We start from the raw sequence: 16,486 nt of genomic DNA on the forward strand, positions 1-16,486 counted from the left end.
CCGTTCCTAGTAGCGCGAATCGAAACAGAGGATCAATACAGAGAGGAGCCGCATCCATGTCACAGAATGTCTTGCTGCCGGCGGCATTTGCCGTCACCCTGATCACGGCCCCGACCCTCGCTTGGTCGACGGATCGCCCCGAGCTGCAGGGCGAGCAATTGTTCACCTACCATGGTTGTGTGAACTGTCACGGCGCTTCAGGGAAGGATCCCAGCAGTAAGCTGGTCCCCAAGATCGGTGGCTTGGAGGCGGACGATATCCTGGCCAAGGCCCAGAAGATCCTGCGTGGCGAGGGTGAATCCGAGGAGGCGAAGCTGATGCATTCGGCCGTTGCCTACAGTCAGTCCTGCGACGCACCGCCGACCCAGCCCGAGCTCCAAAAGATCGCGACCTGGCTGGCGCTTCAGAAGTGACCCTCCGCGCAAGGTGCTCCGGACCCCGGTTGCGGGTTTGCCGCCTTGCATTTGCGATCGTGCTCTGCTGTTTCGGCGTGGGTGCGGTACTCGCCGCATCTGCCGAACGGCAGGCGTTGGCCGCGCACTGCAACGGTTGTCACGGCATGAACGGCGTCAGCGCCGGGCCTGCATCGCCAAGCTTTGCCGGCTTCGACCGCCAATTCCTGATCCGCGTCCTCCAAGAGTTTCGCAACGGCGAGCGTGTACCCACCATCATGGATCGCATCATGAAGGGCTACACCGCCGGACAGATCCGCCAGTTGGCCACCTACTATGCCGAGCAACCCTGGCGGAGTGCCGACGTGCTGTTGGATCCGGTGGCCGTCGCCGCCGGCAAACGTCTGCATGACGAGGCGTGCGCCGAGTGTCACGAGGAAGAGGGGCGATACCAGGACCGCGACACCCCGCGGATCGCCGGTCAGTGGCCGGACTATCTGGTGTTTCAACTCCTGACCTATCGCGACCGGCCCGATTCGATCCCGCAGCCGACCAAGATGCGCGAGGCATTGGTCGGCCTTGCGGATGCGGATCTGCAGGCGCTTGCTCAGTTTTACGCGGATCAACAGTAGGCTGCAGGCGAGAGGTCTCCACTCGGTGTCTGCGCGGCTCGTCCCGTGCGGGCGCGCACCCCGCGGATCGTCGTCGAGCAGACACAAAAGAGCAGACACAAAAAAAGGCGGGTCACCCCGCCTTCTTTGTTCGCCCGAATCGGGTTCAGGCTTTTACCCAGTCCCCGAAGTTATCGGTATTCTTCTCTTCGCCGTCGCCGTAGCCGGCCTCGTACGCCTCCGTGAGGCGCTGCTCTTCGCGCTTCGGATTCTGGAGGAAACCGCATTGCCAGCCTTGGATGTACTCGTCGTCGACGCCGAGTTGTTCCATCTTGGTGACAGCGTCGTAATAGAACTGGTTCATGTCCGCTCTCCGGGCTCTTGTCGTTGAGGAAGGGTCGGCTTGGAAACGCCTTGCCTTCAAAAACCTTGATCTTATTGGCGACGTGGATTCGGGTGCGTCGACCCGGATCCTCGGGTCCTCTCTCGAGTCTCGTATGGAGCCTTGCCCGCACGATCCACATGGTCATGATGGGGCGAGAAGGGCTATAAGAATACAGCGTTTTTCTTATGTGTGACAAGGCGATCGCGCACCCGACCGAGCACGCACTGCATCCTGTCCAGGTGTTGCCTTGTGAAGGCGAGTGCTAAAACCCACTCTCATCACAACCCCATTGAGGTATCAACCGGATATCGGACCGCCTTCGGTCCGGGGTCCGCAGATGAGGCCCCGATGTCTCGGGACCCTCCTGATCAGAACGAAGAGGAAGACGACTCGCTATGCGTCCAGCCCAGTTGCTCCGCGTCCTCGAACGCGAGTTTTCGAGTACAGCGGAAGGCCACCATACCCCCGTCATGCTCTGGGGCCCTCCGGGGGTCGGAAAGTCGCAGATGGTGGCTCAGATCGCCGAGCGTCACCGGGTGCCCATGATCGATATCCGTCTGTCGCAGATGGAGCCGAGCGATCTGCGCGGCATCCCCTTCCGCGCCGGGGAGCTGGTGGAGTGGGCGATCCCCGCCATCCTGCCGGATGCCGCGCGTCATGGGCCGGCCGGGGTCCTCTTTCTCGACGAAATCACCTCGGCGCCTCCGGCGGTCTCTGCGGCGGCCTATCAGCTCATCCTGGATCGGCGGCTCGGCGAGTACCGCGTTCCCGAGCGGTGGGCGATCTTCGCGGCCGGCAATCGCCAGGGCGACCGGGGCGTGACCTACAGCATGCCCGCACCCTTGGCCAATCGCTTCTCGCACTTCGAGGTCGAGACCCATCTCGATGACTGGGTCGCCTGGGCCTATGCGCAGGGCATCGACGAGCGCGTGATCGGCTTCCTGCGGTTCCGCCCGGAGCTGCTGTTCGATTTCGACCCGGCACATAACCCGGTCGCCTTCCCCTCGCCGCGCTCCTGGGAGTTTGCGCATCGCTGTCTGAAGAAGTTCGAGGACATTCCGGAGCTGCTGCAGGGCACCTTGCAGGGGTGTGTCGGGCCGGCGGCGGGGATCGAGGTCGCGGCCTTCGTCGACAGCCTGGACCAAATGCCCGATCTGGATGCCATCCTGGCAGGCGAGGTGGTGCCCGTGCCGCGCGAGATCGACCTTCAATACGCGGTCGCTGCCGCCCTGGTCGGCCGCGCCATCCGCGCGCAGGGGGAGCCGGACAAGGACCGGGTGATCGGCAACATCCTCGCGTACGCGGGTCGTTTTCCGCAGCGCGAGATGGGTGTCATGCTGGTGTCGGATCTGCATCGCGCGGTCGGCAACAGCCTCTTCGAGGTGCCGGCCTTCGCCGATTGGGCCGCGGTTGTCGCCGATGTGATGCTCTATGAGTAGCGACGTCGGCAGTCCGGGCGGCGCAGGCGCAGCCGATGCCGAACGGCGTGCGATCGAGACCAAGCTCGCGGCGGCCCGCACGCGCTTGATCCTGGACAAGCCCTTTCTCGGGGCCTTGGTGCTTCGCCTGCCCATGCATGCATCGAACCCCGAGTGGTGCCCGACCACGGCCACCGATGCGCGCGCCTTCTACTACAACCCCGAATACATCGCGAGCCTGAGCCTGGACCAGACCCAGTTCATGCTCGCGCACGAGGCCCTGCATTGCGCGCTGTCGCATTTCGCACGGCGACAGCATCGCGTGAAGCACAAGTGGGATCTCGCCTGCGATTACGCCATCAACCCGCTCTTGATCGGCGAGGGTCTGAAGCCCCCGCCGAACGCCTTGGCGATGCCGGCCTACAAGGGCATGACCGCCGAGGAGATCTATCCGCTCATCGACGACAACGATGCGTCCGAGACCCTGGATACGCACGCCTACGACCGCGACAACCAACAGGGCGGCAGCCGGTCCGGCACGAGCGAGAAGGACCTCGATCGCCAGCACAAGCAGACGCAATCGCAGCAGGGCGAGTCCGATGCAGAGCAAGGGGCGACACGCTCGGCGCAACCGGGCCAAGCCGACGGGGCCGACGGCGGCCCCGGCCAACCCGAGCCCGAACCCCTGACCCCGGACGAGCAGGAAACCCTCTCGGTCCAGTGGCAGCAGCGTCTCGCCGGGGCGGCTCAACAGGCGCAGCAGGCCGGCAAGCTCGGCGGCGAGATGGCCCGCATCATCGACCATCTCCTGCAGCCGCGCCTGCCCTGGCGGATGCTGCTGGCGCGCTACATGACGGCCGTCTCGCGAGAGGACTACAGCTATGCGCGCCCCTCGCGTCGCGCAGGCGACTTCATCATGCCGAGCCTGCGCAGTCATCAGACGGATGTGGTGGTCGCCGTCGATACCTCGGGTTCGATCAAGGCGGCTGAGCTGGAGGAGTTTATCGGCGAGATCGACGCGCTCAAGGGCCAGGTGCGCGCACGCGTGACCCTCTTGCCCTGCGATGCGGCCTTGTGTGAAGGTGCACCCTTTCGGTTCGAGCCCTGGGAGGGCTTGCGGCTGCCCGAGGCGATCAACGGCGGCGGGGGTACGAGCTTCCGACCCGTCTTTCAGTGGATCGACCGCGAGGGCATCCGTCCGGACCTCCTGGTGTACTTCACCGATGCTCAAGGCGACTTTCCTCCGGTCGAGCCGGCGTTTCCGGTGATCTGGCTGGTGAAGGGGCAGGGAAAGGTGCCTTGGGGGCAGCGGATTCAGCTCAACTAAAACTGAATCGCGTCCGGAGGGCTGTGGGTTGTTTCGAGTCGGTTTTTGCCATTGCAGGAATTAAGACCCTCGGAGCGACGCGATTCAGGAGATTTCTCTCCCCAAGAAGCGCCTCCGCCACGAAGCTCGCGGATCGCGGATCGCGAAGAATGGAGGTCGTCGCAGCCGGCGAGGGGTTCGCCCGGCGTGCGATTCGAGGAACTACGAGGTGTGCAATGCGTCTCACCTAAAGCGCCTCCAGAGTGAGATGCTAACTTTCGAGTGAGTTCGACGTTTGTTAATCCATGACCCTTAGCGGGGGGCGCGATTCAGAAGTTTATATTTTTTAATATCTTAAACCGCGCCGGCTCCAACGGTCGTCAAGTCTGCCGGGGCCGATCCCATCCAAAAACATCACATACCGCACCGGGCGCGGTTTAACCATGATGATCCGCATGTTTATCGATCGGTGTCGGCGGTTGACGTTGTGCGGGCTCGCACTCTTGGCCGTTGTAGCGACGTCGGTATCCACGGCGGTGTCCGCCGATCCCTTCAGTCTGCCCGATATGGGTAGCTCTTCGGACAACATGATGACCCGGTCCGCCGAGGCGCGGCTCGGCAAGCTCTTCATGCGCAGCGTGCGCAAGGCGCTGCCGGTCATGGATGATCCGCTGGCGACCAGCTATATCGAGTCGCTCGGCACGGCATTGGTCGAGGCCGACCGGACGGCCGGCGGGAGCTTCACTTTTTTCCTGATCGACGAGCCTGTCGTGAACGCCTTCGCAGGGCCGGGCGGCTATATCGGCATCTACGGCGGTCTCGTCTTGGCGGCGGAGACCGAGAGTGAGCTTGCCGCCGTCGTGGCGCACGAGATCGCCCATGTCACCCAGCGCCATCTGATGCGCGCGTTCGAGGACCAGAGCAAGCTCAGTCTGCCGACGACGGCCCTGCTGATCGCCGCGGCCGTTCTCGGTGCCCAAGTCTCGCCCGATGCCGGGGCCGCGGCCATCGCCGGCGTGCAGGCCGCCGCACTCCAGCGACGCATCAACTTCACCCGCGACAACGAGAAGGAGGCGGATCGCATCGGGATCCAGACCCTGGCCGGCGCCGGTCACGACCCCTTTGCGATGGCCGGCTTCTTCGAGCGCCTCGCCAAGGCGACGCGTGTCTACGAGTCCAGCGCCCCGGAGTATCTGCGCACGCATCCCGTGACGGCCGACCGCATCGCCGACTCGCTCGGGCGTGCCGAGGCGTTCGGCGTGCGTCAGCGTCCGGATAGTCTGCGGTTTCAATTGACGCGCGCCAAGCTGCGCGAACGCTCCTACCGGCGTGCCGAGCAGTCCGTCGCCCATTTCGAGGACACCTTGCGCGGCGGGCGTTTTCGCGAAGAGATTGCCGAGCGTTACGGCTATGCCCTCGCGCTGCAGCGCGCGCGACGGTTCACCGAGGCGAAGCGCGAGAGCGATAAGCTGATCGCACTCCATCCGAGCCAGGCCGAGTTCGTTGTCCTGGATGCCGAGCTCGATCTCGCGCTCGGCAACAGCGCCGATGCCTTGGCGCATCTGAAACAGGCGGTGAGCCTCTTCCCCGGTCAGTGGCCTTTACGGGTCGCCTACGCGGAGGCCCTCATGTCCGCGGGTCAGCCCGCCCGTGCGGTGGACGAGCTCAAGGCCGTCGCCCGTGTGCGGCCGTCCAACGCCATGCTGTACGCTGCGCTCGTACAGGCGGCGACCAAGGCGGGCGATCGCACGACCGTCGATCGCTATCGCGCGGAGAAGCTCTATGTCGAGGGGGATCTCGAGCCCGCCATTCGGCACCTCGAGCTGGCCTTGCGTCGGCCCGATGTCCCGTATCACGAGGCGGCACAGATCCAGGTTCGCCTCGATGCGTGGCGCGAAGAGCAGCGCGACGAGAAGCGGCGGGGCGGGAACCCCCTGCGCGCGGCGACCTCGAACGGGCGATGAAGTGCGTTCCAAGTCCGGTAGGACTGAGGTAACATTGTCCGGGTGTTGATGTCGGGAAAGCACTCGAGCGAGCGGACGTCAATCCCGTTGGATCGGGAGGCACGTTGGATCGGTAGGCCCGTTGAAACGGCGTCCGTCGACTCAGCGCATATTAAACCGCGCCCAAAGCGGTATAGGATGTTTTCGGATGGGAGCGGCCCCGGCGGGCTTGACGCCCGTTGGAGCCGGCGCCGTTTAAGATACTAAAAAATATATCATTTTAAGCCGCGTCCCGCTAAGAGTTGTCATGCAGCAAACGTCGAGTTCATTCGAAAGTGCGCATCTCGCTCTGGACGCGGTTTAAGATCGAAAAGATGTGGAGGAGATCACCGTTCATGCCCCACGCGAGTCGGATCGGGCCGTGAGGACTCGAACGTCCGCGCCGTCGTATCCGATTCTCGGACGAGCGCCGGCACCCGGGTCGATCGAGTTCGGCAACCCTCCCGAGTGCTTGCATGCTTGTCGAACCGGTCTATCGGGGGCGTGGGTCTGGCTTCGGCCGCACCCTCTCCCGACGCGCGCGATGCTCAATGCATCCCAGTACACCCACCCCTGCTCCATAGGAGATGTCCCATGATCGATGCAAAACGTCGAATCCTGCTGAAGGGTTCACTCGCCGCCGGTACCGTCGGAGTCGCTGTCGGCGCCGGTCTGCTGTCCCCTAGCTTGGTCCTTGCGAGCTGGAACGAGGCGGCCTTCCATGCGAAGGATCTGCCGGCAGCCTTGACGAGCCTGATGGGATCGGATGCCACCGAGACCAACGAGGCGATCAAGATCAAGGCCCCGGATATCGCCGAAAACGGCGCCGTGGTGCCGGTGACCGTCGAGACGGATATGGACGGTGTCACGTCGATCGCGATCGTCGCCGATGCGAACCAGACACCCCTGATTGCCTCGTTCGATCTCGGCGAGGGCGCCGTTCCTTTCGTTTCCACCCGGATCAAGATGGCCAAGACATCCAACGTCGTCGCCGTGGTCCAAAGTGGCGACAAGCTCTACAGCAATGCCAAGGAAGTGAAGGTCACCATCGGCGGCTGCGGCGGCTGATCGAGTCGATCCCCGTAGGACACGGCACAGACACCAAATTCGAGGTATACAGAGATGTCAGACATCAAGATCCGCGCCAAGCTCAAAGACGGAGAAACCGAAGTCAAGTGTTTGATGAGTCACCCGATGGAGACCGGGCTGCGTAAAGACAGCAAGACCGGCGAGCTGGTTCCTGCGCACTTCATCCAGGAAGTCGTCTGCAAATCCAAGGATCAGGTCGTGATGACCGCCAATTGGAGCGGCGGCGTGTCCAAGAACCCCTATCTGGCGTTCAAGTTCAAAGGCGGCGAGGTCGGTGATCCGATCGAGATCGCCTGGACGGACAACATGGGCGAGACTCAAACCGCGACCGACAAGATCACCTGATCTCGGGGTCGTCCGAGCGAGCACAGGGAGGTGCTCACGTCACGTCACACACTCCCCGCTGTAACCGCGACACTTGCGCGAGTGACTGCCCATCTGTCAGGGGTCCGTTGTAGATCCCCGGTGCGCCGTTCGGGCGGCGTCGAAAGCGCTTGTAGGGCCAAACGTATTGCTCCGGGCAGATCGAGACGCACTGCTCGATGCCTTTGTTCAGCGCGGTTGCTGCCTCGATATCGTCCTCGCTGTCGATTCCGACAGGTGCCGGGATGCAGTGCATCCTGAAGCCCTTTCCCCCCTTCAACCGTTCCGCGAACATGAAGATCACGGGCGCGCCCGTGCGGCGCGACAGTCGGTTCACCAAGAGCATGGTAAAGGCCGGAATCCCGAAGAAGGGTGCGAAGACAGCACCTTTGTCGGCCTTGGGCTCCTGATCGGGTAGGATGCCGACGTAATCGCCGCGTTCCAGCGCTTGGACCAGTACCCGGATGCCCTTCGCCGTGATCGGCGCCAGCTCGGCGCCGCTGCGGGCGCGCGAGGCCAGGATCATGTCGTCGAGATATTTCTGCGGCTTGTAGAAGATCGCCGTCGGACCCTGTGCCGCGAGGTGTAACCCAGCCAGCTCCCAGGCGCCCAAGTGCGGCGAGAGTACGATCAAGCCCTTGCCGTCGCGCCGCTCCAACAGCTCGCCCCCTCTGACCTCGCGGACCAGCGCGAGCACCTCATGCGCCGGGCGCAGCCACAGATGTGCGATCTCGACATAGGTCTTGCCGAACTCACGCAGATTCCGGTTGCGCAACCGGACCTGTTCCTTCGCGTCGAGCTCCGGGAAGCAGAGAGCGATATTGATCAGGGCGTTGCGTCGTTGCTTGTTCGGCCATGACCCGATCAGCAGCCCGATGCCCGAGCCGAGGCGGTGCAGCGCGCCGAGCGGCAATCGGGCCAGCAGATGCATGAGGTTGCGCACCAAGGCATCCTTCAGGCCTGCGCTGTTCGGTCGTTCGACGGATTGCGCCTTGTGTTCCAAACCCATCTCCTTTCATTCTTCGCGGCCGGCCGATCCCGGTCGGATGCGACACTGCGTCGCCTCGCGGATTCGGATGACAGATCCGAATCGCTTGATAAACTGCCGAACGCCGCCTGTCTCCACGGGCCTGTATGAACCGGGGCCGGCGCGACGACAACGACAATGATTAAACCGCGCCGACTCCAACGGTCGTGACGTCTGCCGCGGCCGATCCCATCCAAAAACATCTCATGCCGCGCCTGGCGCGGTTTAACCACCAAACGAGGTACACCCGCGTGAACGATGATCATCCGAGACCACTGACGCCTCAAGAGGCGTTCGAAATGCTCGAAGAACATCCCCAGGCCGTCCTGGTGGATATCCGCTCCTCAATGGAGTTTCTGTTCGTGGGCCATCCCAAGGGGGCCGTGCATGTTCCCTGGATCGACGAGCCGGATTGGGTGGTCAATCCCCACTTCGTCACCGAGATCCGCAAGCTGTTGCTTGGCGGTGCCGTCTGCGAGCCGGGCGGGTCATGTGCGCCGGTCATCCTGATCTGTCGCAGCGGCAAGCGCTCGCTCGAAGCCGGCAAAGCGCTGGTCCAGGACGGGCTCAAGGCCGTCTATCACGTCGACGAGGGCTTCGAGGGCGATCTCGACGAGCAGCACCACAGAAGCACCCAAGGGGGTTGGCGCTTTCGTGGTCTGCCATGGGAGCAGTGTTGAGCCGATAGGCTTCGGACGTCGCTCGGCCCGATCTGTCCCGGACCGGGCGACCGAGGGATGGCTCAGGCCCTGGACGCCAAGGCCGCTCGACGGTCCTCCGCATCGCGTCGACAGGTCCCGAGGAGTTCGAGCCGGCGCAGGATCTCGCGCGCCGCGGCTAGGTTCTGGGGCGACGGATCGGCGAGCATGCGCTGCAGATCCTTCTCCAAAGACGCACCCTCCTCTGCGAGATGGGTCAACATCCCGGCCACGGCTGCAGCCGGATCGGGCCGGCTGGTCGCCTCGTCGAGGCTCTCCCGCAGCTCGATCTCGGCCATCAGGAAGCCCCCGAGGGCGGCGTATTCGGCGGCGCTCGCGCGGCCTTCGCTGCGGCAATCCAGCAGATCGAGAAGGTAGGCAGCGCGTGCCAAGGGATCGAGCAAGGTCCGGTACGCCAGCTCGATCTCGATCGGCGACTGTTCCTGCGCCGAGCTGTTCGCCGATCGCGAATTGCCGTAGGACGTCGCGGCGTCCCCGCCGAGCAGTGCGCGATAGCGCTCGGAGAGACGGGATTGGTCGACGACAAACCCGATCGGCAGATCGAAGAGATCGAAATAGTTTTTGGAGCCGTCCACAACGGCGGAGATCGTTGCCACCTGCGGCGCGCCTCGACCCGGAATCCGACAACCGAGATCGAATCCTAGTGCGTGCGGGTGACCGAAGGCAAGCGCAGCGCGTCGTTTCGGCGTAGTCGAAACGCGCCGTCGGCTCGCAAGACACAGGTCCGGCACAACGAGGCAGCGGACGCCAAGGCCCGTTTCAGGCGTTCGCGACGATGCGCTGAACGCCGAGCTTGACGTCGACGGCCGTGCATGTCGTCCCGGGGCGGTTACCGGTGTCGTCGCGGCGGTCCACGAGCTGCTGCAGGCTGATGTTGTTGAGATAATCGTAGATGCGGTCGCTGAGGTCGTGCCAGAGATCGTGGGTCAGGCAGGGACCGTTGTTCTGGCAGTTGTGCGCGCCGCCGCACCGGGTGGTGTCGACGTTCTCGTCGACCGCAGCGATCACCTCGGCGATATGGATGTCGGCTGCCTGGCGGGACAGGTTATACCCGCCGCCCGGCCCCCGGACGCTGGTGACGAGTGCGCGCCGCCGAAGCTTGGCGAACAGCTGCTCGAGGTAGGACAGCGAAATGCCTTGGCGTTGGGCAATGTCGGCCAACGCGATGGGGCCTTGGCCTTGATGGATGGCTAGATCGAGCATTGCCGTGACCGCATAGCGGCCCTTCGTCGTCAGTCTCACGTGCGCCTCGCTCGGTGATTCGATATTTCACAGAATGATACGGTACCCGACCACGGCGATCAATTAATCCCTATCGAATTTGCGATTAAACGTCCGAGTCGGTTGCGGGCGGGATCTCGATCTCGTCGAGCGTGGGATCGTGCTCGAAGTGCTGCATGATGCCGCGGCTTTCGAGTGCTCGGGACATCTGCTCGACGCGCTGGTCCATGTGGTGGATGTGATCGAGCATGCGGTTGATGGCGTTGGCGATCGGGTCCGGCGCATCGCGTGTGGCGCCGTAAGCGTCGAAGCCGATGCGCTTGGCGGTGTCGGCGCGCCGGCGGGCGGTCGCGTCCTTCGCCGGCTCGATGATGCGGCCCGGGACGCCGACCACCGTCGCGCCGGCCGGAACCGATTTCACGACCACGGCATTGGAGCCGATCCGCACGCCGTCGCCGATCAGGAGCGGCCCCAAGACCTTGGCCCCGGCGCCGACGACGACGTCGCGCCCCAAGGTCGGATGGCGTTTGCCTTTCTGCCAGGTGGTCCCGCCCAAGGTCACCCCGTGATAGAGGGTGCAGTCCTCGCCGATCACCGCCGTTTCGCCGATCACCACGCCCATGCCGTGATCGATGAAGAAGCGCCGGCCGATCACGGCCCCCGGATGGATCTCGATCCCGGTAAAGAGTCGTGCCAGATTGGAGATGACGCGGGCGAGCCACTTGAGGTTGCGTTTCCACAGCCGGTGCGTCAGGCGATGCGCCAGCACGGCGTGCAGCCCCGGGTAGGTGGTGAAGACCTCGAACGCGGTGCGCGCTGCCGGATCGCGCTCGAAGACGCAGGCGATGTCTTCCTTCAATCGTTCGAACATAAGGCAAGCCTTTGAAACATTGGGTGGAGCAGTGCAGAGATTCCGAGACCGTCCGCGATCATTTTCGTTGTCGTTGTCGTAATCGACTATCGATACGACGACAACGACAACGACAACGAACGGTTTCGACACATCGGCCGTGCTGCAAGAGTCAGTCAGTCGGACGCGTTGGGCGTTTGCCGCTCTTGCGCCCTTGCGCGGCGCTCAGGATGCCGCGCAGGATGTTGATCTCGACACGATCCGGGCGCGCGCGATTGAAGAGATGGCGTAGGCGCAGCAGCAGTTTCTTGGAGCTGTCTGGATCGCCGAAGCCGATGTCGCGCAGGGTGTCGGCGAGGTGAGCGTGCAGACCCTCGAGCTCCTGCGCCGTGGCGAGATCGCGCGGGGCCTCCTCACCCGACGGCGCATGCGTCGCCGCGCGCGTCGGCTCGGGGAGGTCCTCGCGCCAACAATGCCGGATCTCGTAGGCGAAGACCTGTGCCGCGGCCGCCAAATTCAGCGAGCTGAAGTCCGGGTTCGTCGGGATGTGAACCAGAAACTGGCAGCGCGCCAGCTCCGCATTGGTCAGGCCGGAGCTCTCGCGTCCGAGCAGCAGCGCGACCTCGCCCTCGGTCGCCTCGGCGAGGAGTTTCCGGGCCGCCTCGGGTGGCTCCAGGTTCTCCCAGTCGAGCGTGCGCCTGCGTGCGCTCGTGCCGATGACGAGCCGACACTTGGCGATGGCCGCAGGCAGGTCCGCATGGATCCCTGCGTGCTGGAGCAGGTCGTCCGCTCCGCAGGCGCGGGCCAGGGCCTCGGCATCCGGACGCTGCTTGGGTGCGACCAGCTCCAGGCGCGAGAGGCCCATGGTCTTCATGGCCCTGGCGACGGCCCCGATGTTCCCGCTGAGGGTGGGCTCGACCAGGACGAAACGGATGCGCGCGAGCGCGTTGTCGGGATTCTCTGTCATCATGGATGCAAGTTCTTCAGAACATCAGTAGATTGTCAATCTTTGATCGGTAACGCGCATCGGTTATCTTGCACACTATGCAACATCCAAGCCTCAATATCGCCATTCGCGCCGCACGCAGTGCCGGCAAGCTGCTGCTGCGCTACATGGACCGCGTCGACTCGCTGAAGATCGAGTCCAAGAGCCGCAACGACTTCGTGAGCGACATCGATCGCGGTGCGGAGGCGATCATCATCCAAGAGCTGCGGGCGCGCTTCCCGGATCATGCGATCCTCGCCGAGGAAAGCGGCGCACAGGGTCGCGGCGATTTCCAGTGGGTCATCGATCCGCTCGACGGCACGACCAACTATCTGCACGGATTCCCGCAGTTCTCGGTCTCGATCGCGCTCAAGCACAAGGGGCAGCTCGAGTGCGGCGTGGTCTATGATCCGCTGCGCGAGGAGATGTACAGTGCCGCCCGCGGCCAGGGCGCGCAGCTGAACGATCGCAAGATCCGCGTCGCCAATCGCCCCTCGCTCGAAGGCGCCCTGATCGGGACCGGCTTCCCCTTCCGCGATCAGCGCCACATCGACGTCTATCTGCGCATGTTCAAGGACATGACCCTGGCGACCGCAGGTCTGCGCCGGCCGGGCTCGGCGGCGCTTGATCTCGCCTATGTCGCGGCCGGACGCACCGATGGATTCTGGGAGATCGGTCTCTCAGAATGGGATTGCGCGGCGGGCGCGCTCCTCATCGCGGAGGCCGGCGGCACCGTCACGGATCTCGCCGGCGGGAAGACCTTTCTCGAGACCGGCAATCTGATCGCCGGAAACCTCAAGGTGCATCGCGCGATGCTGGATCTGCTGACACCGCATCTTACCGAGCAGTTGAAGGCTTGAACCGACGAACCTCGGCTGGAGGGTCTAGACTTCCCGGTGGGTCAATCCAGCGGAGGAGGTCATCATGTCTATCCCGTGCACGCTCGAGTCTTACCTCAAGGAGCAATGCATCGACTTCACCTTGGTGCGTCATCCACACACGGGTGCGAGTATGCATACGGCGCAGGCGGCGCATGTCCCGGGCGACCATCTGGCGAAAGGGGTCGTCGTCAACCAAGACGGGCGCTATCTCCTGGTTGTCGTCCCGGCGGACTATCATGTCCACCTCGGGCGACTGCAACAGCACCTCGGCGAGCCGGTGGGCCTGGCGACCGAGTCCGAGTTGGCGGGGTTGTTTCCGGATTGCGAGCCCGGTGCCGTGCCGCCGATCGGTGCGGCCTACGAGCTGCGCACTCTCGTTGATCGTCATCTTATGGGCCTGCCGGAGGTCTACTTCGAATCCGGCGACCATGAGCACCTGATCAAGATCTCGGGAGCAGGATTTTCCGACCTCATGCGTGCAGCCGAAGTTGTCGACGTCGGTCGGCATCTTTGACGACTCTCGGGATGCCGCTCGGGTGCGAGCGGCTTTATTGCGGGGCGACCGTTCGGACATCATGCCGCGCCGATGACTCCAACCCTACAGATGCTGGCGTTGGTCGTCTGGGCGAACGGCGTTCCGGTTTTGTTGCGTTTGCTTCTCGGGCATCGCTTCGGGCATCCGCTCGATGCCGGACGCCTCTTTCGCGACGGTCGTCCTTGGCTGGGCGCCTCCAAGACCTGGCGCGGTCTCGGCGCGGCTGTGCTGACGACGCCGCTGCTCGCCGTCCTGCTCGGGCTGCCCTGGCTCCTTGGCCTGATCGCCGCGTTGGGCGCCATGTCGGGGGATCTCCTCGCCAGTTTCCTCAAACGACGTCTGGGGCGGCGGCCGAGTGAATCCGTTCTTTTCTTGGACGAGATCCCGGAGGCGCTGATTCCGGCGCTCCTGCTGATGACGCCCTTGAACGTCTCGGCAACCGGTGTCGTCATCGTCGTGATCGCCTTCGCGTTCATCGATCTGCTGCTGACGCCGGTCGCGGCGCGGCTGCGTCGCATGCTCAAGAGGACCCATGGATGGAGATGACGACCCTTTTGGTTGCCGGGTTGGCGGTTTCGGTCGCCACCAACATCGGCATGGCGACGGTTCTTTTGACCCGCCGCACTTATCCGGGATTCGGATACTGGGTGCTCGGGACCTTTTGCCGAACGCTCGGCGGGATTCTCATCCTGTCGCGCGGCGAGCTTTCCCCCTGGTTGACGGTCGTGCTGGCCAATGTCCTGTTGCTGGCCGATCTCACCTGTTATCTGCGTGGCTTGCAGCTCTTCCGAAATCGACCGACGCACGGCTGGGCGGAGTTCGGACTCTTGCTCTCGTTCGGGGCGTTGCTGGCCTGGTTGACCTTCATCGTGCCGAGTGTCAATGCGCGGATCGTCGTGTTCGGCATCTATTCCTGTGTCGTACAGATTTGGGCGCTGCACGTGCTCCTGACGCACCGTCCCGATGACTTCGGCTCAGGAGACCGCCTGCAGGTCTTCACCATCGCCGTTTTGACCCTGGCCGAGCTGACGCGTGCGGTCTATTCCGGGGTCCTGGCCGCACCGATCACGGATTTTCTTGCCTCGCCCCCGCATCACGGTCCGCTCATCCTCGTGGGGATCATGGCGATCCTGCTGCTCGCGTTGAGCCAGATCATCATGAACGCGCAGCGCATCGAGTACGACTATCGACGGGCTCAGCGGCGCCTCGAGGAGGATATCGCGGGGCGCGAGCGCGCGGCGGAGGCGCTGAGCGAGAGCGAGACCCGATTCCGTTTGGCGTTCGACAACGCCAATACCGGGATGGCGCTGGTCGATCTGCAGGGGCGGTTTCTGAAGGTGAACGAACGCATGAGCGACATCTTCGGCTACACGAGCGCGGAGCTCGAGGGGATGTCGGTCAATGCCCTGACGCTATCCGAAGACGCCGCCGTCAGCCCCGGCTTCATTGCGCGCGCGGTTCGAGGCGAGACCGAGAGCGCGACCTTCGAGAAACGCTACCGGCATCGCCTGGGACATGTCGTTTACGGACAGGTCTCCTCCTCCTTGGTGCGCGATCCACGTGGACAGCCGCTTTACTTCATCTCCCAAGTGCAAGACATCAGCGAGCGCAGGCAGGCCGAGGAGGCGCTGCGACGCAGTCTCAGGGAGCTGCAACGCCACGATGCCCAAATGGTCGCGCTTAATCGGATGAACGAGCGGCTCCTGTCCTGCGATGGGCGCGCCTCGGCCTACGGGATCTTCGCCGAAAGCGCAGAGGGTCTTTTCGGCCCGAACGGAGGCGGTTTGGTTGTCGTGCATGAGCAGGACGATGCCCTCGAGCTTGTCGCATCCTGGGGGGAGCGTCATGGTCTGCGCCCTCAGTTCGCGGCATCCGACTGCTCGGCCTTCCGGCAGGGCGGGATCTTTGCCGTCCCCGATCCGCTGAGCTGCCGTGGTTGCAGGCGCTTTCAAGGCCCGCCCGAGAGTCGCTATCTCTGCGTCCCGCTGGCGATTCAGGATCAGCCGCTGGGATTGCTGCAGATCGTCGCGGCCGATACCTTGTGCGAAGGCGGTTTCGCCGAGCTTCGCATGCTGGCCATGACGGTCGGCGAATCCATCAAGCTGACCTTGTCGAACCTGGCACTTCGCGAGGCGCTGCGCGAGCAGGCGATCCGAGACGGGCTGACCGGCCTGTTCAATCGCCGTTATCTGGAAGAGACCTTGCCGCGCGAACTTGCGCGGTGCAACCGGGTGGGCGAGCCGTTGACCGTCGCGATGCTCGATCTGGATCATTTCAAGCGGTTCAACGATACCTACGGCCACGAGGCCGGCGATCTTGCCCTGTCGGCGGTGGGAAACCTTCTGGGTGAGTGGGTGCGCGGCAGCGATATCGTTTGTCGCTATGGCGGGGAGGAGTTGATGCTGATCCTGCCCGCTACGACCCCGGACGGTGCTCGCGGTCGTCTCGAGGAGCTGCGATCGGCGGTCACGCGCCTGCGGATGCACTGCAACGGCGTCGAGTTGCCGGGGATTACGGTCTCGATCGGATCGGCGGTGGCCGAGCCGCATGAGTCGGAAGCGACCGATCTGATCCGCCGTGCCGATCTGGCCCTTTACCGAGCGAAGGCTCGCGGGCGCAACTGCGTTGTCGCCTTCGGCGACTAGTGCGGCACGGCAGCTGTGTCGAGACCGATCGTTGTCGTTGTCGTTGTCGTAATCGTAGTCGTATCGATGATCGATTA

General features: G+C 63.9%; 18 protein-coding genes. 12 read left to right on the plus strand and 6 right to left on the minus strand.

Annotated elements, in window-relative coordinates:
- Positions 1-56: 56 nt before the first annotated feature.
- Positions 57-413 carry a c-type cytochrome gene (locus BDD21_RS10705; protein ID WP_120797162.1) on the plus strand — a complete coding sequence of 119 codons (357 nt, stop codon included), beginning with the start codon at positions 57-59 and terminating at the stop codon, positions 411-413.
- 146 nt (positions 414-559) lie between these two features.
- Positions 560-1,024: a c-type cytochrome gene (locus tag BDD21_RS10710; protein WP_245969523.1), complete on the plus strand. Its 465-nt coding sequence runs from the start codon at positions 560-562 to the stop codon at positions 1,022-1,024.
- A 145-nt stretch (positions 1,025-1,169) separates the two neighbouring features.
- Here BDD21_RS10710 and BDD21_RS10715 read toward each other — a convergent pair whose 3' ends face one another.
- Positions 1,170-1,367 (minus strand): Alvin_2107 family globule sulfur oxidation protein, encoded by a 198-nt coding sequence (locus tag BDD21_RS10715; RefSeq protein WP_093031698.1) that lies wholly within the window; start codon positions 1,365-1,367, stop codon positions 1,170-1,172.
- A gap of 416 nt (positions 1,368-1,783) precedes the next feature.
- Between BDD21_RS10715 and BDD21_RS10720 the strand changes: the two genes are divergently transcribed.
- From BDD21_RS10720 to soxZ, 5 genes are all read left to right on the plus strand, one after another.
- Complete coding sequence (locus BDD21_RS10720; RefSeq protein ID WP_120797163.1) at positions 1,784-2,827, plus strand: AAA family ATPase; 1,044 nt, start codon at positions 1,784-1,786, stop codon at positions 2,825-2,827.
- Positions 2,820-4,133, plus strand: coding sequence for a vWA domain-containing protein (locus tag BDD21_RS10725; protein WP_120797164.1), 1,314 nt, complete (start codon positions 2,820-2,822; stop codon positions 4,131-4,133). Before BDD21_RS10720 ends, BDD21_RS10725 begins: the two co-directional genes overlap by 8 nt.
- Before the next feature lie 422 nt (positions 4,134-4,555).
- Complete coding sequence (locus BDD21_RS10730; RefSeq protein WP_245969524.1) at positions 4,556-6,076, plus strand: M48 family metalloprotease; 1,521 nt, start codon at positions 4,556-4,558, stop codon at positions 6,074-6,076.
- A gap of 612 nt (positions 6,077-6,688) precedes the next feature.
- Complete coding sequence (gene soxY / locus BDD21_RS10735; RefSeq protein WP_120797165.1) at positions 6,689-7,162, plus strand: thiosulfate oxidation carrier protein SoxY; 474 nt, start codon at positions 6,689-6,691, stop codon at positions 7,160-7,162.
- 54 nt (positions 7,163-7,216) lie between these two features.
- Entirely contained in the window at positions 7,217-7,528 is a 312-nt protein-coding gene (soxZ, locus tag BDD21_RS10740) for a thiosulfate oxidation carrier complex protein SoxZ (protein ID WP_120797166.1), read from the plus strand.
- 34 nt (positions 7,529-7,562) lie between these two features.
- Here soxZ and BDD21_RS10745 read toward each other — a convergent pair whose 3' ends face one another.
- Entirely contained in the window at positions 7,563-8,504 is a 942-nt protein-coding gene (locus tag BDD21_RS10745) for a lysophospholipid acyltransferase family protein (RefSeq protein WP_120799858.1), read from the minus strand.
- Positions 8,505-8,824: 320 nt separating this feature from the next.
- Here BDD21_RS10745 and BDD21_RS10750 point away from each other — a divergent pair, with 320 nt between their 5' ends.
- Positions 8,825-9,253, plus strand: a complete 429-nt coding sequence (locus tag BDD21_RS10750) for a rhodanese-like domain-containing protein (protein ID WP_120797167.1) — start codon at positions 8,825-8,827, stop codon at positions 9,251-9,253.
- 62 nt (positions 9,254-9,315) lie between these two features.
- Here BDD21_RS10750 and BDD21_RS10755 read toward each other — a convergent pair whose 3' ends face one another.
- The 4 genes from BDD21_RS10755 to BDD21_RS10770 form a co-directional block, all read right to left on the minus strand.
- Positions 9,316-9,888, minus strand: a complete 573-nt coding sequence (locus BDD21_RS10755) for an iron-sulfur cluster co-chaperone HscB C-terminal domain-containing protein (RefSeq protein ID WP_245969527.1) — start codon at positions 9,886-9,888, stop codon at positions 9,316-9,318.
- Positions 9,889-10,051: 163 nt separating this feature from the next.
- On the minus strand, positions 10,052-10,534 hold the full coding sequence (gene iscR, locus BDD21_RS10760; protein ID WP_120797168.1) for a Fe-S cluster assembly transcriptional regulator IscR: 483 nt from the start codon (positions 10,532-10,534) through the stop codon (positions 10,052-10,054).
- Positions 10,535-10,619: 85 nt separating this feature from the next.
- On the minus strand, positions 10,620-11,384 hold the full coding sequence (cysE, locus tag BDD21_RS10765; RefSeq protein WP_120797169.1) for a serine O-acetyltransferase: 765 nt from the start codon (positions 11,382-11,384) through the stop codon (positions 10,620-10,622).
- Between the two features lie 151 nt (positions 11,385-11,535).
- On the minus strand, positions 11,536-12,330 hold the full coding sequence (locus tag BDD21_RS10770; RefSeq protein ID WP_425470281.1) for an RNA methyltransferase: 795 nt from the start codon (positions 12,328-12,330) through the stop codon (positions 11,536-11,538).
- 77 nt (positions 12,331-12,407) lie between these two features.
- Here BDD21_RS10770 and BDD21_RS10775 point away from each other — a divergent pair, with 77 nt between their 5' ends.
- The 4 genes from BDD21_RS10775 to BDD21_RS10790 all read left to right on the plus strand — a co-directional run bounded on the left by BDD21_RS10775 (position 12,408) and on the right by BDD21_RS10790 (position 16,409).
- Positions 12,408-13,208: an inositol monophosphatase family protein gene (locus BDD21_RS10775; RefSeq protein WP_120797171.1), complete on the plus strand. Its 801-nt coding sequence runs from the start codon at positions 12,408-12,410 to the stop codon at positions 13,206-13,208.
- Positions 13,209-13,272: 64 nt separating this feature from the next.
- On the plus strand, positions 13,273-13,743 hold the full coding sequence (locus tag BDD21_RS10780; protein ID WP_120797172.1) for an aminoacyl-tRNA deacylase: 471 nt from the start codon (positions 13,273-13,275) through the stop codon (positions 13,741-13,743).
- Positions 13,744-13,815: 72 nt separating this feature from the next.
- Positions 13,816-14,310, plus strand: coding sequence for a CDP-archaeol synthase (locus tag BDD21_RS10785; RefSeq protein ID WP_120797173.1), 495 nt, complete (start codon positions 13,816-13,818; stop codon positions 14,308-14,310).
- Entirely contained in the window at positions 14,301-16,409 is a 2,109-nt protein-coding gene (locus BDD21_RS10790; protein ID WP_120797174.1) for a GGDEF domain-containing protein, read from the plus strand. The genes BDD21_RS10785 and BDD21_RS10790 overlap by 10 nt, the downstream gene beginning before the upstream one ends.
- Positions 16,410-16,486 lie beyond the last annotated feature (77 nt).

Source organism: Thiocapsa rosea (assembly GCF_003634315.1).
GTDB classification, from domain to species: Bacteria; Pseudomonadota; Gammaproteobacteria; order Chromatiales; family Chromatiaceae; genus Thiocapsa; species Thiocapsa rosea.

What these genes read in the sequence shown, in the direction of transcription:
- BDD21_RS10705 (WP_120797162.1), top strand. Translation starts at nt 57, where the DNA reads ATGTCACAGAATGTCTTGCTGCCGGCGGCATTTGCCGTCACCCTGATC.
- BDD21_RS10710 (WP_245969523.1), top strand. Translation starts at nt 560, where the DNA reads ATGAACGGCGTCAGCGCCGGGCCTGCATCGCCAAGCTTTGCCGGCTTC.
- BDD21_RS10715 (WP_093031698.1), bottom strand. Translation starts at nt 1,367, where the DNA reads ATGAACCAGTTCTATTACGACGCTGTCACCAAGATGGAACAACTCGGC.
- BDD21_RS10720 (WP_120797163.1), top strand. Translation starts at nt 1,784, where the DNA reads ATGCGTCCAGCCCAGTTGCTCCGCGTCCTCGAACGCGAGTTTTCGAGT.
- BDD21_RS10725 (WP_120797164.1), top strand. Translation starts at nt 2,820, where the DNA reads ATGAGTAGCGACGTCGGCAGTCCGGGCGGCGCAGGCGCAGCCGATGCC.
- BDD21_RS10730 (WP_245969524.1), top strand. Translation starts at nt 4,556, where the DNA reads ATGATGATCCGCATGTTTATCGATCGGTGTCGGCGGTTGACGTTGTGC.
- soxY (WP_120797165.1), top strand. Translation starts at nt 6,689, where the DNA reads ATGATCGATGCAAAACGTCGAATCCTGCTGAAGGGTTCACTCGCCGCC.
- soxZ (WP_120797166.1), top strand. Translation starts at nt 7,217, where the DNA reads ATGTCAGACATCAAGATCCGCGCCAAGCTCAAAGACGGAGAAACCGAA.
- cysE (WP_120797169.1), bottom strand. Translation starts at nt 11,384, where the DNA reads ATGTTCGAACGATTGAAGGAAGACATCGCCTGCGTCTTCGAGCGCGAT.
- BDD21_RS10770 (WP_425470281.1), bottom strand. Translation starts at nt 12,330, where the DNA reads ATGACAGAGAATCCCGACAACGCGCTCGCGCGCATCCGTTTCGTCCTG.
- BDD21_RS10775 (WP_120797171.1), top strand. Translation starts at nt 12,408, where the DNA reads ATGCAACATCCAAGCCTCAATATCGCCATTCGCGCCGCACGCAGTGCC.
- BDD21_RS10780 (WP_120797172.1), top strand. Translation starts at nt 13,273, where the DNA reads ATGTCTATCCCGTGCACGCTCGAGTCTTACCTCAAGGAGCAATGCATC.
- BDD21_RS10785 (WP_120797173.1), top strand. Translation starts at nt 13,816, where the DNA reads ATGACTCCAACCCTACAGATGCTGGCGTTGGTCGTCTGGGCGAACGGC.
- BDD21_RS10790 (WP_120797174.1), top strand. Translation starts at nt 14,301, where the DNA reads ATGGAGATGACGACCCTTTTGGTTGCCGGGTTGGCGGTTTCGGTCGCC.